The sequence below is a fragment of the Flavobacterium collinsii genome, assembly GCF_946903285.1.
Taxonomy (GTDB): Bacteria; Bacteroidota; Bacteroidia; order Flavobacteriales; family Flavobacteriaceae; genus Flavobacterium; species Flavobacterium collinsii.
Window position 1 is genome coordinate 4,113,557 of the sequence record NZ_OX336425.1, and the last position, 14,898, is coordinate 4,128,454.

The window sequence follows — 14,898 nt, forward strand, 5'->3', positions numbered from 1 at the left end:
CAGATTTAAGGATCATGATTTGTTGCTGTAGCACACGATGTGTTACCCCTACCAATACTACTGTTCCCAAATTTTCTGCGGTCATGCTGTACCTATAGCGAACCACAAAATTTAATTAATGCGTAAAAATCAAAATGACATGACATTAAACACTACAAAACTTTTCAGGCTTCAACTATCAAAAATCTATCCTCGAAATCCCGAATGTAAAAACCTCTTACTCGCTATAACGGCCGCTTCAATGTTAGTGGCCTGCCAGAACAAAACCGAAAAAAAAGAGGTTGAAAACTTTTCTTTAAAAGGAGATACGGTCCTGATTCCGCAAAAATCAAATATTGCCTTCAAACTAAAGTTCCAAACCGTTAAAAATGAGCCCTATCAGTTCGAATTACAAACTGCCGGAACTGTCAAAGCAATTCCAAATTCGTATGCCGAAATTGCTCCTCCGTTTTCCGGAAGGATTACCAAAGTTCATGCAAAACTGGGAATGAAAACATTGCCCGGGACACCTTTATTTGAAATGGTTTCTCCTGATTTTACAACAGCTCAGAAAAACTTCTTCCAGGCCAAATCGGGGTATGAGGTTGCCAGACTCTCGTTAAAACGGCAAAAAGACTTAAAAACTCACGGTGTTGGTTCCCAGAAAGATCTCGAAGAAGCCGAAACCAACTTCGAAATCAGTGAAAAAGAATATCAAAATGCAATTGCCAGTCTTAAAATTTTTGGAGTAAACACAAACAAACTGGTTTTCGGTCAGCCCTTAGTCATCACCTCACCCATTGCCGGTGAAGTGATCACCAATGAACTGGTATTGGGACAGTATTTAAAAGAAGATGCCGGACCGAAAGCTAAAGTTGCTGATCTCAAAAAAGTATGGGTTGCCGGCCAGATTAAAGAAAAAGACATTCATTTTTTGCAAGAACTACAAGGGGCCGAAATCAGTTCCGGCGCTTATCCGAACACAAAAATTTCAGGGAAAATCTATCATGTCGACGAAATAATAGATGAGGATACCCGAAGCGTACAGGTGTTAATAGCCTGCAACAATACCGATCATATCCTTAAACCGGGAATGTTTGTCTCTGTAAAATTTACAGACAAGCCCATGAATACCTTGTTCATACCCGCCAAAGCAGTATTACAAATCAATAACAAAAGCTTCGTCTTTGTTCAATCAGAGCCGGGCAAATACGTCCGTCGTCACATCGAGACCGGAATATCGCAAAATGGAAAAATAGCCGTGCTCTCAGGATTAAAATCAAATGAAACAATTATCAGTGAAGGAGCTTTTTATCTCCTTGAAGCGAAATAAATGACTTTATGAAACAAAATATATTTGAAACAACAATAGCAAAACGCTGGTTAATACTGGCATTATTCTTACTTCTTTCTTTGTTTGGATATTATTCCTGGAAGCAACTTTCTGTTGAGGCTTATCCTGATATCGGCGATGTCACCTCACAAGTCGTAACGCAGGTTCCGGGTCTGGCAGCGGAAGAAGTTGAGCAGCAAATCACCATTCCGATAGAACGAGCCATAAACGGTTTACCTGGCTTACATGTAATGCGAAGCAAAAGTACTTTTGGTTTATCAATGGTAACGATCGTTTTTGAAGACGGTATCGAAGATTATTTTGCCCGCACCAGAATTCAAGAGCGTTTAAATGATGTCCAACTGCCTTATGGTGCTGTTCCGGGTTTAGACCCACTAACCTCTCCTACAGGCGAAATTTACCGTTATATTATTGAAAGCAGCAACCACGAACTAAGAGAGCTGAGCGAACTACAGGAGTACACCATTATTCCGCGTATCAAACAGGTATCAGGAGTGGCTGATGTCACTAATTTTGGAGGAATCACAACACAATATCAGGTTGAACTCGATCCCGCTAAACTTGAGCAATATAGTTTATCCTTAAGTGAAGTAACGGAAACCATCGAAAAAAATAATGCAAATACAGGAGGAAGTGTTATCGATCGCGGAGACCAGTCGTATGTGGTACGCGGAATCGGTTTGGTAAAAAATCTGGAAGATATTGGACGCATTGTTGTAAAATCGGTAAATGGAGTCTCTATTTATTTGAGTGATATCGGAAAGTTAAAATATGGTAATCTGGAACGTAAAGGAGCTTTAGGGTACACCGACAAACGCGGAGTTGACTATTCGGACAATATCGAAGGAATTGTATTGCTGCTCAAAAACCAAAACCCCTCTGTGGTATTAAAAGGGGTCAACGAAGCAGTGGACGACCTCAATAAAAATTACCTTCCTGAAGGTGTTAAAATCCACGCTTTTCTCGACCGCACTAGTCTGGTAGAAACAACACTTACTACTGTCTCTCATACATTGTTGGAAGGAATGGTACTCGTAATTATTGTTTTAATTGTTTTTCTGGGCAGTTGGAGAGGTGCTTTATTGGTTGCTATTACCATTCCTATTTCGCTTTTGATTGCTTTTATTCTGATGAAATTCACTCATATTCCTGCCAATTTACTTTCTCTTGGAGCAATTGATTTTGGTATTATTGTCGATGGAGCCATTGTAATGATGGAAACCATTCTAAAAAAACGGGAAGATAACGAAGGTGAAGAACTCACCGAAAATAATATTGCCAGCAGTGTAAAAAGTGTGGCACGTCCCATCTTTTTTGCCACTCTGATTATCATAACAGCGTATTTGCCATTGTTTGCATTTGAGCGTGTAGAGAAAAAATTATTCACTCCTATGGCTTTTACAGTAGGATATGCGCTTTTTGGTGCTTTATTGGTTGCTTTACTGCTGATACCCGGATTGGCTTATTTCATCTATCGCAAGCCACAAAAAATGTATCATAACAAATGGCTGGAAAAACTAACCAGTGCTTACCATCATCGCATACAGAAAATCATGCTGGTCCCTAAAAAAGTATTTACACCTCTGATTGCAGTATTAGTTCTCGCTTTTATACTTACTGCCGTGGTCGGAAAAGATTTTTTACCACCATTGGATGAAGGATCGATCTGGCTGCAGGTGACCTTACCTCCCGGTATTACTTTAGAAAAATCGAAGGAAATGAGCGACACACTACGTCATCGTACTTTAAAACACGAAGAAGTAACCTACATGATGGTACAGGCAGGTCGTAATGATGACGGGACTGATGCCTGGACGCCTTCGCATTACGAATGCAGCGTGGGCCTAAAACCCTACAAGCAATGGAAATCAGGAAAAACAAAAGAGGATTTAATAAAAGAATTATCCGCCGAATATGCTACTATGCCGGGCTACAATATTGGTTTTTCGCAACCCATGATCGACGGGGTGATGGACAAAATCTCAGGTGCTCACAGTGAACTGGTGGTAAAAATATATGGCGAGGATTATAAAGAAACCAGACGAATTGCGGAAGATGTCATTAAAACCCTTCAGGAGGTAAAAGGTGCCGTCGATCTTGCTATCGATCAGGAACCGCCATTGCCTCAGGTACAAATAATTGCAGACCGCCAGAAAATAGCGCAATACGGATTAAATATCGATGCTGTTTCGGAATTAATAGAAGTGGCTATGGGTGGAAAAGCCATTTCGCAAATTTTTGTCGGCAATAAAGTATATGACATTACCGCACGCTATAACGAAGAAAGCCGAAATGATCCTGAAAAAATAAGCAACCTGATGCTCACCAATTCCGAAGGTGTCAAAATCCCGTTGTCACAAGTATGCGATATCAAACTTAATACCGGTGAAAGTACCATTGCCCGTGAAATGAACAAGCGCCATCTAACGGTTCGCCTGAATTTAAGAGGAGCCGATTTAAGTTCTTTCTTAAAGGAAGCACAATCTAAAATTGAAGAAAAAGTAAAATACAACCACGCAAAATTTAAACTAAAATGGGGAGGACAATTCGAAAATCAGGAACGAGCTTATAGTCATTTAGCCATTATTCTCCCTCTTGCATTAGCCTTAATGTTTGTGCTGCTATACGGTGCGTTTGGAAAATTTCGTCAGGCAGGACTGTTAATGAGTATTGTTCCATTGGCATTATTTGGTGGCATGTTAGCCCTTACTGTCCGCGGGATGACGCTCAATGTATCCTCAGCAGTAGGTTTTATCGCTTTATTTGGTGTTGCAATACAAAATGGAGTTATTATGATTTCACACATTAGTCAGCTTCGTAAAAACGGAATAGCATTACTCGAAGCCGTAATCACTGGCGCTAAACAACGCTTCCGTCCTGTTTTAATGACGGCTACTGTCGCAATACTAGGTTTATTGCCCGCTTCATTAGCCACAGGAATAGGCAGTGACGTGCAAAGACCATTAGCAACGGTTATCGTTTACGGACTACTATTTTCTACCGTTCTAACACTTTTTGCTTTACCCTCACTTTATTATTTGATCGAGAAAAAATTTGATCTCCCAAAAGAGCACCTGCAAAATGAAATCAATAATCCATAAAATGAACCCTTATGATTAAGAAGAACATACAAAACTGGGGAATTATATTGATACTGCTAAATATTTCGGCAGTATCAAATGCTCAGATTGACACTACTTTCACAAAAATAAAGATGAATTACACTGATTTTCTCGCCTTAGTCAGTAAAAAAAATCTAGAGTTTACTGCTCAAAAATTTAATGTAAATATCGCAGAAGCTAATGTGCTGGCTTCAAAAGTTTTCCCCGATCCGGAACTGGCTATAGGAGCTAATGATAATGGCCAGCGGCGAATGCAAATGGGTTACGGTTTTTCATCAGAACTTAGCTGGACGCTCGAACTTGGCGGAAAACGAAAAGCACGCATAAATGTAGCAAAAAGCACAGCGGAACTATCTAAAACCTTACTGGAAGATTACTTTCGAAACTTACGTGCAGATGCTACCTTAAGTTTTCTAACGAGCTTAAAACAAAAAGAAATTCTTTTGGTACAATTAAACTCTTACCATATTCTAAAGAATATCGCTGCTACTGACAGTATTCGGTTTAAGCTCGGAAGTATTGCCGAAATTGATGCCCGTCAAAGTAAACTTGGTGCTAATTCGATGTTAAATGAGGTATATCAAAGTGAAGCCGATTGGAAAAACTCTTTACTGGAATTAGGAGCTTTTATTGGAGAGCAAAAAAAGGATAGTCTAAATTCTCCTTATGGTGATTTAAACAAATTTGATCGTGCTTTTGGTTTAAGTGAGCTCGTGATTACTGCTCAAAACAATCGTGCTGATTTACTAGCTGCTCTACAGAATAAAAATGTCTCACAAGATATTCTAAAACTAACAAAAGCTAATAGAGTTTTAGATTTGGGAATACACTTTGGCATGCAAAACACATCGGTTGTGAGTAATGTTGTGGCTCCTACTCCATCAACAAATGCTGTATCAGCTGGTATAACCATTCCCTTAAAATTCTCAAACCAAAATAAGGGAGAACTAAAAGCAGCTGAATACGGATTGCTTCAGTCTGATGTATTATACAAACAAACAGAGTTGCAGGTTCAGACAGAAGTTAAAAAAGCATGGTTTGTCTATGTAACGGCACAAAAACAGGTTCGTCAGTTTAATACGGGTCTATTAACCGATGCCGAAAAATTACTCAATGGAAAAATATACAGTTACAAACGTGGAGAAACTACTCTACTTGATGTCTTAAATGCCCAGCATACTTACAATGAGACCCAGCTCAACTACTATGAAACATTATATCGTTATGCAGCCTCTTTAGTAGAACTTGAAAAAGCGGCTGGGATTTGGGATATTAATTTTTAAAACAAGAAGAAATCATGAAAAAAACATATACAATTTGCCTGATATTCCTTTTCACGATGCAAATGAGCGCACAACAGGAAGGCATTACTTTTGGTATCAGCGCCGGTACAAACTGGTCATTACTAAAAGGAAAAGATATAGACAGTCTGTCTAATAACGGGGCTTCAAAAAGTTTGAACGGCCTGACAATCGGAATCACTTTAGACAATAAAATTTCCCCATATTTCGGTTTAAAACACGAATTATTTTACAGCAGAAAACAAACAGCTCTACAAATCGCAGATACCATAAACGGAGGATTCACCAGCAGGCTAAAACGCCAATATATTGATTTATTTCCCATTAGTCCTGCTTTTTACTACAAAGGCTTACAAGTTTATGTGGGGCCTTACATCGGTTTTTTACTGAACGCCTCTGTGCAGCGCAAAGATGCCGATGGAAATTTATATACGGATACCGCATTTTACGGAACGGGGAAAGCTTCGAATAGCTACAGCCAGAAAATGGATGCGGGTTTTGTAACCGGTTTAACGTATGAGTTTCCGAACGGTTTTACTCTTGGCGCAAGGTATCTACACGGTTTTGTTCCTCTTATCGAAAATGCAGCCACTATCCCGCAATGGAAAATTTACAACGAGAATTTTTTAATAACACTGGGTTATAATTTTAAAAAGCGATGATTTCAGCTCTCAAAGATAAAATTCTTAAACAACGAATTTACAAATTTAGAATGATTCAATATTTTAAAAACTTCCATTAAGATCTCTTAGAAAAACGATCATCATAACCTAAAACTTGTTAATTTTATATTCTAAAACTTTTCCTATGAAAAAATACTTCACCCTAATGTTGGCAGCTGTTGCCTTAGTTTTCACTTCTTGCAACTGCACAAAAAATACCACGCAAAGTACCGCTCTTTATGACACAACCTGGGAACTGGAATACATTTCCGGTCCTCGTATTGCTTTTGAAGGCTTGTATCCTGACAAAAAACCTTTTATAAAGTTTGATCAAAGTACGGGTCAGGTATCCGGAAACGCAGGATGTAATGGCTACAGCGCTCCTTATACTTTAAAAGGACAAACCATCAGCTTTGGAGAACAAGGCCCTACAACAATGATGTTCTGCGAAGGCGGCGGGGAGCAAACTTTTACCGAAATGATTAGAAAAATCAACACCTATTCTATTGATAAAGATGATAAACTGAACTTGTTACTGAATGATGTTCCAATGATGCGCTTTAAAAAAGTGGCGAAGTAATTTTACTACTCTCAAAATAAAACAAAAAATGGACTTTCTTACAAGTCCATTTTTTGTATCCCATATTCATAAAAAAACATCTGACATAAATATTTATATGCCAGATGCCGTTACAAATCAACCTTCAATTAAAATCTTACTTGCTCGGATAGACAATGTTATCGTTCTCTTTTACAACATAGGTAAAGGTATCTGCTTCGCAAAGCCTGAAATAACCAAAAGCAAAATTATTGGCATTCGTAGTATTTATAATATTGCCTCGGATATTTCCAGGGGGAATAGAAAAAGGACTACCTCCATATATCTCTAAAAGCAAGCTCATATAATTATAAAAATTCTTAGAAACACCACGATTTATAACCGCAACACTTTTCCCCGGTTTCAATTTGGTGTCAGAAAATCGTGGATTTATTTCATTTCCATTAAACAATTCATCGTCCAATAAAGTGTAGGTCGGAAAAATAAGAACATCAGTTTTATAATCTGTCAGATAAAAATTTACCTGATCAATCGGATCTTTAAAGAAAAACCCTATTTCATACAGGTCATCTCCTCCTACATCCGGAACAAGTTTCTGCTCTATTCTGTCAATTGGAGTTACTGAAATCAACTTTTCTGTTGCTGTGAAACTCTGTCCTTCTGCCTCAACAGAAAGTGCATAATCCATGTTGATAACAGGCACGAAATTAGTACATACATAAAAACCTGGTTCTTTTTCATTAAAAATGAAAATATCGCCCTTACTATTCGTGATTTTTACTTTCGCTCCCGAAACTTTTGGCGTGGTATTGTTGTAATAAGGAGCCGTTTTGCTGACCTTTATGACTTGTTCGCTTCCCGTTGTTCCTTTTTTCCAGATAATTTCGGCATCTACCACAATTCTTGTTTCACCGGTTTCTAAATCAAGTTTTACCACGTCTTCACAAGATGAGAAAAACAGCACCAAAACCAGACTTAAAATAGCTATTACTTTCTTTTTAAAAGTTTTTATATCTATCCTTTGCATATTCATTAAAATTTAAAATTATAAGAAACACCTGGTACTATTCCAAAAATAGAAAGTCTTCTGGTTTCATTCGCTCCTGTATCATCATTTGTTCTAAAGGTCATTGAAGCCGCATTTTGTCGATTATAAATATTATAAAGACTAAATACCCAATAACTCTGCCATCCTTTCTTTTTATCCGGCTTTGGCGTATACGTGGCTGCCACATCCAGGTGATGGAAAAGTGGAAGCCTGTTTTCATTCCTTAATGAGAAGTTTGGAATGTTAATACCTCCAAATTCATAATACCCATTGGCATACGTTACCGGCTGGCCCGACTGTAAGCTAAAGTTGGCATTAAAAGACCATTTTTTATTGTATTCATAATTCCCCACAATACTTAAATTGTGCAGTTTGTCATATCCTGATAAATACCATCCGCCATTTGCGATTCCAGATTCTTCGGGCGTCCTGCCAGGTGTTTTTTGTTCAGCTCTCGACAAAGTATAAGAAACCCATCCGGTCAATCTTCCTGTATTTTTTCTCAACATTAACTCCATACCGTATGATCTGGCTCTACCATTCAAAATCACCTGTTCTATATTGTCATTTGCCAGGATATTTGCTCCGTCAATATAGTCAATACGATTTTGAATTTTCTTGTAGAATAACTCTCCTTCAAAAGAATATTCCTTATCCTTAAAATTCTTAAAATAACCAACGGCATATTGATCTAACAACTGAGGTTTTGTAAAAGGTCCGCTTGGTGTCCAGATCGTCGTTGGCAATGGAAACTGGGTATTGGATAGCATGTGAATGTATTGCGCCATTCGATTATAACTTGCCTTTACTGATGTATTTTCATCAAAGGCGTATGATAATGCGACACGTGGTTCGAAATTATCAAACTTACTTATGGTCGCTCCACTTTTATAAGATATACTTCCTGTTGGAGTTCCATTTTCATAAATTTTATACAATGGATTAAAAACTACTGCCTTTCCATCCTCATAAGTACTTATTTCCTCCCCTCCTAAACGGTAAAACATACTATAACGAAGACCGTAACGAAGGTTCAGTTTTTCAGTTAGCTGATGTTCGAAGTCCAGATAAACAGCAGATTCAAAAGCATACTTTTTAGCCAACTGCTTGTAATTAAACTGTGAACCCGCAGTAGTAGGCTTCGCTGTTCCTGGGTTAAAATCATAATACTGGCCGTCTATTCCGTAGTTAAGTTTTAATTTTTCTGATAAAGTCTGACTCCAGCCATATTTAAAACCATAAGTCTGAATGTTATTATTCCATTTAAAACCTTCTCTTTCTAATCCCAGATTAAATTTATAATCACTGAAGTAAACAGACAAATTGGTATTTAAATTCTCCGAAAACTTGTGTTTCCAGCTTAAGATCCCCATCGTATTTCCGTAGGTACTGTCAAAAAGATTGTTCAAATCAAAAACATCGTTTCCGAAATATCCCGAAAAAGACAGCGTATTGTTGGCTCCAAAACGATAATTAAACTTAGCATTCAAATCATAAAACATAGCGGAGTTCTTGTTATCAGTCAGTTTCATAAATACGTGAGCATACGAAGCACGTCCTGCAATGATGAAAGATCCTTTTTCTTTCTGAATAGGTCCCTGTACCAATAAACGGCTCGAGATTAAACCAATCCCTCCATTTACTTTGTACTCTTCATAGTCTCCGGTTTGCTGTGAAATATCTAAAACAGAAGAAACACGTCCTCCATATTTAGAAGGAATTCCTCCCTTGTATAAATCTAACCCATTTACAATATCGGCATTAAAAATAGAGAAAAACCCAAACATGTGTGAATCAGCGTAAACCGGACCTCCATCTATCAAAATCAAGTTCTGATCGGCCGCTCCTCCACGCACATTAAAACCAGATGAAAGTTCTCCGGCGTTGGTTACTCCCGGTAATGTCAATATCGATTTTAAAGGATCTGCTTCCCCCATAGCAACCGGAATTCTTTTAATCTCGGCCATCGAAAGTTTGTTCACACTCATCTGAGTATTTTTAACATCAACCGCTTTATTGGAGGTGATGACTACCTGCTCGAGTTCGTGACTATCGGCGTCCATGTAAAAATTGATTCTTGAATCGTCAGCAACTTCAATTTGTTTCTCTTTGTTTTTTAGGCCGAGATATGTAATTAATACGGTATAATTTCCTTTATCTACTTCTATCGCAAATTTTCCATCTGCATCGGTTGTAGCGCCAGTAGAAAGCTCTTTGATAAATATATTCGCACCAATAACCGGTTCTTTGTTTTCATCAAAGACCTGACCGGTCAGCTTATTTTTTTTTTTAGGTGCTTTGGTTACTTTTTGCTTTACAAAAATATTATTACCTACGATGGAGAACTGAACCGATGCGCTCTTATTAAGTTCATTGACAAGTTCTTTTACGCTGATATTTTTGTAAGTCCTGGTTTGAGTAAAATACTTTTGACCGGTATTAATCTGATCCGTGTGGGCAAACTTGAAATCGGTTTGGCTTTCAATTTGCTTAAAGAATTCTTTTAAGGTTACTGATTTATCAACAGTTACGGTTACATTTTGAGAAAACACCGCCCAACTGAATAAAAAAAAGCATGCTGAAATTATATGCTTCATGAATTTTTGTATTTTTGAAAATTATTAAATGAGATAGTTTCGTACTATCTTGACCATGAGGAGGATGTTTAGTTTCGCGGCTAGTGCATCCTTTTTCTTTTCTATTGAAAAGTAATTACTTTTAATTCTTCATTTATTTCAAAGTTTAGGTTATACATTTCGGATATTAATTGGATAAGTTTTTTAAAATCTTCTTTTTTATTAATTCGCATTGTAATACGATGGTCATAGTACTCCTGCGGAAATTTTAACGTATAACAAAAACAGGCTGAAATTATATGTTTCATAAAATTTTGTATTTTTGAATATTATTAAACAGGATAGTTTCCTATTATCCTGACCATGAGAAGGATGTTTAGTTTCGCGGCTAGTGCATCCTTTTTCTTTTCTATTGAAAAGTAACTTCTTTTAATTTTTCATTTATTTCAAAATTTAGGTTATACATTTCGGATATGAGTTGGATAATTATTTTTAAATCTTCTTTCTTATTAATTCTCAATGTGATGCGCTGCTCATAATACTCCTTTGGAAATGTCATCGTGTAGCCGTAATTGGTTTTAATGTAGGTAGTTAAAACCGTTAGCTTTTCATTTTCAAAATCGGTAAATCTTTCAAACTCTGTTACCTCAACCGTATTGTTGGCATAGGTAAACTTTTCACCCGGAACCAGTATCCATTTTTTGTCCTGATCTTTCACACTCATTTCAACGCTTCCTTCAAAAAGCTCCACCGTTACCTCTTTCTGTGTATATCCTTTTACTAAAAAAGAAGTTCCTAAAACAGTGGTTGTGGTTTCATTGCAAAAAACCTGAAAAGGGTGTTTTTTATCTTTCTTTACATGAAAGTACGCCTCTCCTTTAATTTCAATTTTACGATTGGTTGTAAAATTATTAGCATACTCAATTTTAGAATTAGGACTTAACTCTACCTTCGAACTGTCCGGTAAAAAAACTGTTTTTACAATTGAAGTGGTATTTTCAATTACGTTCGAAGCCAATTTAACTTCTGATTGGTCCTGATTTCTATTAAAGAACAACCCTGAACCAATAAACCCGAAAAGTAAAACAGCTGCCGCTGTGGCATAATGCCATACTTTAAATTTCGATTGCTTCGAAGCGAAGGTTTTAGATTGAAACGCTTCCCACGAAGCTTCTTTCTCCTCGTTGGAATGCGAAATAGGAATATCATCCCAGATCTTTTTTAATTCTTCTTCTACTTTTTTATCATTCATATCTTTGGAGCGTTAAAGTTTCTGACAATAAAATCCCTGCTTATTAAAAACACCGTAAACCATTTCTTTAATCTCCCTGTTGGTTTCGATTCTCAGAATATGATTTGTATCTTCTACATCAAAATTCATGATACAATCAGAAATAACAAATTGAAGAAGCGTTACAACAAATCTTGCATCTTCTTTAGTTGTAACGTCCGTTTTATAAGTTTCAATATTCATTTTATGTTCCCATTTTTATAGATAACAAACGAGAACAAAAAAGTTCCTAATGGTTTTCGACTTTTTTTCGAATAAATTTACTGGCAAGATAAATATGATTAGCTATAGTCTTTTCAGAAAGATCCGTCAAGGCTGCAATCTCCTTATAGCTAAGGTTTTCCAGTTTATGTAAGGTATAAATTTTTTGTTGCTGTTCCGGAAGCAGATTTATAAAACTATTTAGCTTTTCCTCTCTTTCCTCAAAAATTTCAGTATCATTATCTTCCTCCTCGATTACCACATGCAACGGATCGAGCTGTACTATTTTATTTTCTCTGTTGAGATGATTAAGGATGATGTTCTTGCAGATGACAAATATTTGTTTGTCTAATAAAACATCTTCGTGAAGCAATTCTCTTTTATTATACAATCGTAAGAATGTTTCCTGAACAAAATCTTGTGGGGTAAGTACTGTAAAGTTAAAGCGTTTGGCTATGTTTATCAGTTTATCATAGTAATTGAGATAAGCTTCTTTGAAAGTGGCTTCATTACCTTTTTTTAAACTTAATATAAACTTCCTGTTGTCCATAACGCAAATATGATAATTAGTCTAAACTCGATGTCTAAAATAATATTGTGCTCGAAAGCGAATCACCTAAGACTTCCTTAGTCTTTTTCTTAACCAATCTTAAGCTACAAAGAACAGAAATTTTCTTGTAAAAGTTTTTAACAGAAAATGAAATTAATCCTAAAAAATTCACAATTTTACACAGCTATATTTAATCCTATTTTTCTTATTTAATTTATTTATAAACTTTAGAACCCCACTAAAATAAAGCCATTTGCCGCTTTTTCAAAAACAGTTTTTTCTAAAAACATCTCATTTATTTAAAAGTATTTAAGACACTTATTACAAAACAAAAGCAGTAACAAAAAAATCGTTACTGCTTATTTTAAAGAATAAAATTAAATGATGTCTACTGCTTCGCAAAAAGCGCTTCGAGTATTTTGGTATAAATTTCTGTGTTTTGATACACTCCCATGAAATTCGAAGCACCGGGTCCGTAAGCAAAAACCGGAACTGGTACTGCTGTATGGTCGTTGGTACTGAAACTTCCCTGTACATATCCTTTTGCAATACTGCCATCAATTAAGGAGAGTCCTCCGGTTTCGTGATCTGCCGTTACAATTAAAAGCGTTTCCTGATTCTGATCTACAAATTCCATGGCCTGACCAACCAGTTTATCAAAATCAAGCATTTCACGAACCACATACTCCAGATCATTTTTATGCCCGCCGTAGTCAATTTGTGCTCCTTCGGCCATTATGAAAAATGGATTCTTTGTTTTTGAAAAAACAGTTGTCGTCTTTGATAAAGACTTACTTAAAAAATCACCTCTACCCTCTTTCATCGAAACTACTGCAGCATCTTCTAAAACCACAAATCGGTTATTTTTAATAGTGTCCAGAGTTTTAAACTGATCTGAAAAAGTATATCCTTTCTTCTCCAATACCTTAGACAGGTCCTTACCGTCTTTTCTGTTTTTAAATTCTTTTGCTCCTCCTCCAATCAGAATATCGGAAGGGTTTGTGATAAAATCTGCTGCAATTGGTTCGCTAAAACTTCTTTCAGGCTGGTGTGCATAATAAGCGGCCGGAGTAGCATCTGTAATATTTCCGGCAGAAATAATGGCTGTTTTGTACTTTTTCTTCGCCAGTTGCTGTGTGATTAATTCCAGCGCTTTTCCATTTTCGTCGACACTAATAAAGCGGTTGTTGGTTTTATGCCCGGTTGCCATTGCCGTAGCACCCGCGGCCGAATCGGTAATATAACTGTCTGACGATTTAGTGATCGACAACCCCTGAGTTGGTATATTAAAAAGACTCAACTGCCCTTTATTGGCTGTATATCCCGCATAAATCTGAGTAAGTCCCATTCCGTCACCAATCAGCAAAATTATATTTTTAGGTCTTTTGTTTTTAGAAAACAAAGCTGCATTCCTTGGTACATAGGCCTCATGGAATTCAGTATTCTGATAAAAAGTAGTTTTTATTCTCTGAATGAATTGCGTCAGTGCCGGCACATTATCAGTTCCAATATAATCGACTTTTAGATTCATTAAAGTCATCCAGGTGTTTACATTATCTTGTGTCGACCAAAATCGTATTTTTTTATTCTGATCGTGAACTTTTTTAATGATAGCTTGTATTTTTTCTAAATCAGCCTGCGTCATCACGCCTTTACCGTTCCAAACAGTGTGTTCTTTTAAATCATCGCTAATCATTTCTACACGTGACAATTGCTCTGTGGTATAATTTTCATTCAGCCTTCCGTCAAAATAGATAAAGTCAGGATACTCTTTCCAACTTGGCGGTGAAGGTCTGCTTCCTGAAATGACTATTTTTAGATTTTTATTCGAAATCAGCTCCGGATACGTTTTTAACTGCTGAACAATCGCTTTAAGAGTTGCCGCTGCTTCTGACTTGATGTCGATCATCAAAATTAAAGGTTTGCTGTCAGGGTATGCTTTGCCGTCTAAGGTTTTTAGCTTTTTCGACAAAGGGTCTAAATAAAGACTTCGCAGTGTGTTGTAGGTCTTGATCTCTTCTGAAGTATGTGCGACAGACAGCTCGTTATTTACCAGAAAAACATCGGCTTCGATAACACCTGCTTCATTGGAGTAGGCTTCATAAAATGGTAATTTACCTGCGTAATCATTGTGCGAATGAATATTGACAGAACTGTATTCCTGAGCTTGTGCAAACAGAAAAAAATGAAGGCACAAAAGGATTATTGTTTTTTTCATGGAAATATACTTTATATAAAAATTACCCCATTGGGTT

The 14,898-nt window shown here is 36.8% G+C and carries 11 protein-coding genes; 5 read left to right on the forward strand and 6 right to left on the reverse strand.

Annotated elements, in window-relative coordinates:
- The first annotated feature begins 118 nt into the window (after positions 1-118).
- The 5 genes from OGZ34_RS16855 (at position 119) to OGZ34_RS16875 (ending at position 6,998) form a co-directional block, all read left to right on the forward strand.
- The gene (locus OGZ34_RS16855; RefSeq protein ID WP_263361001.1) at positions 119-1,312 is read left to right on the forward strand and encodes an efflux RND transporter periplasmic adaptor subunit; all 1,194 of its coding nucleotides are present in this window, start codon (positions 119-121) and stop codon (positions 1,310-1,312) included.
- A gap of 8 nt (positions 1,313-1,320) precedes the next feature.
- On the forward strand, positions 1,321-4,434 hold the full coding sequence (locus OGZ34_RS16860) for an efflux RND transporter permease subunit (protein ID WP_263361002.1): 3,114 nt from the start codon (positions 1,321-1,323) through the stop codon (positions 4,432-4,434).
- A gap of 11 nt (positions 4,435-4,445) precedes the next feature.
- A complete protein-coding gene (locus OGZ34_RS16865) occupies positions 4,446-5,738 on the forward strand; it encodes a TolC family protein (RefSeq protein WP_263361003.1) in 1,293 nt (430 codons plus the stop codon).
- Positions 5,739-5,752: 14 nt separating this feature from the next.
- Positions 5,753-6,418, forward strand: a complete 666-nt coding sequence (locus tag OGZ34_RS16870; RefSeq protein WP_263361004.1) for a porin family protein — start codon at positions 5,753-5,755, stop codon at positions 6,416-6,418.
- Positions 6,419-6,563: 145 nt separating this feature from the next.
- Positions 6,564-6,998, forward strand: coding sequence for an META domain-containing protein (locus OGZ34_RS16875; RefSeq protein ID WP_263361005.1), 435 nt, complete (start codon positions 6,564-6,566; stop codon positions 6,996-6,998).
- Positions 6,999-7,134: 136 nt separating this feature from the next.
- On the opposite strand, the gene OGZ34_RS16880 is transcribed toward OGZ34_RS16875, so the two are convergent.
- From OGZ34_RS16880 to OGZ34_RS16905, 6 genes are all read right to left on the reverse strand, one after another.
- On the reverse strand, positions 7,135-8,004 hold the full coding sequence (locus OGZ34_RS16880; protein ID WP_263361006.1) for a DUF4249 domain-containing protein: 870 nt from the start codon (positions 8,002-8,004) through the stop codon (positions 7,135-7,137).
- Between the two features lie 5 nt (positions 8,005-8,009).
- On the reverse strand, positions 8,010-10,622 hold the full coding sequence (locus OGZ34_RS16885; protein WP_263361007.1) for a TonB-dependent receptor: 2,613 nt from the start codon (positions 10,620-10,622) through the stop codon (positions 8,010-8,012).
- A gap of 388 nt (positions 10,623-11,010) precedes the next feature.
- A complete protein-coding gene (locus tag OGZ34_RS16890; protein WP_263361008.1) occupies positions 11,011-11,853 on the reverse strand; it encodes a FecR family protein in 843 nt (280 codons plus the stop codon).
- A gap of 12 nt (positions 11,854-11,865) precedes the next feature.
- Positions 11,866-12,075 (reverse strand): hypothetical protein, encoded by a 210-nt coding sequence (locus tag OGZ34_RS16895; protein ID WP_173964165.1) that lies wholly within the window; start codon positions 12,073-12,075, stop codon positions 11,866-11,868.
- 46 nt (positions 12,076-12,121) lie between these two features.
- A complete protein-coding gene (locus tag OGZ34_RS16900; protein WP_263361009.1) occupies positions 12,122-12,643 on the reverse strand; it encodes an RNA polymerase sigma factor in 522 nt (173 codons plus the stop codon).
- A gap of 388 nt (positions 12,644-13,031) precedes the next feature.
- Entirely contained in the window at positions 13,032-14,861 is a 1,830-nt protein-coding gene (locus OGZ34_RS16905; protein WP_263361010.1) for an alkaline phosphatase, read from the reverse strand.
- Positions 14,862-14,898 lie beyond the last annotated feature (37 nt).

What these genes read in the sequence shown, in the direction of transcription:
- OGZ34_RS16855 (WP_263361001.1), top strand. Translation starts at nt 119, where the DNA reads ATGCGTAAAAATCAAAATGACATGACATTAAACACTACAAAACTTTTC.
- OGZ34_RS16860 (WP_263361002.1), top strand. Translation starts at nt 1,321, where the DNA reads ATGAAACAAAATATATTTGAAACAACAATAGCAAAACGCTGGTTAATA.
- OGZ34_RS16865 (WP_263361003.1), top strand. Translation starts at nt 4,446, where the DNA reads ATGATTAAGAAGAACATACAAAACTGGGGAATTATATTGATACTGCTA.
- OGZ34_RS16870 (WP_263361004.1), top strand. Translation starts at nt 5,753, where the DNA reads ATGAAAAAAACATATACAATTTGCCTGATATTCCTTTTCACGATGCAA.
- OGZ34_RS16875 (WP_263361005.1), top strand. Translation starts at nt 6,564, where the DNA reads ATGAAAAAATACTTCACCCTAATGTTGGCAGCTGTTGCCTTAGTTTTC.
- OGZ34_RS16880 (WP_263361006.1), bottom strand. Translation starts at nt 8,004, where the DNA reads ATGCAAAGGATAGATATAAAAACTTTTAAAAAGAAAGTAATAGCTATT.
- OGZ34_RS16885 (WP_263361007.1), bottom strand. Translation starts at nt 10,622, where the DNA reads ATGAAGCATATAATTTCAGCATGCTTTTTTTTATTCAGTTGGGCGGTG.
- OGZ34_RS16890 (WP_263361008.1), bottom strand. Translation starts at nt 11,853, where the DNA reads ATGAATGATAAAAAAGTAGAAGAAGAATTAAAAAAGATCTGGGATGAT.
- OGZ34_RS16895 (WP_173964165.1), bottom strand. Translation starts at nt 12,075, where the DNA reads ATGAATATTGAAACTTATAAAACGGACGTTACAACTAAAGAAGATGCA.
- OGZ34_RS16900 (WP_263361009.1), bottom strand. Translation starts at nt 12,643, where the DNA reads ATGGACAACAGGAAGTTTATATTAAGTTTAAAAAAAGGTAATGAAGCC.
- OGZ34_RS16905 (WP_263361010.1), bottom strand. Translation starts at nt 14,861, where the DNA reads ATGAAAAAAACAATAATCCTTTTGTGCCTTCATTTTTTTCTGTTTGCA.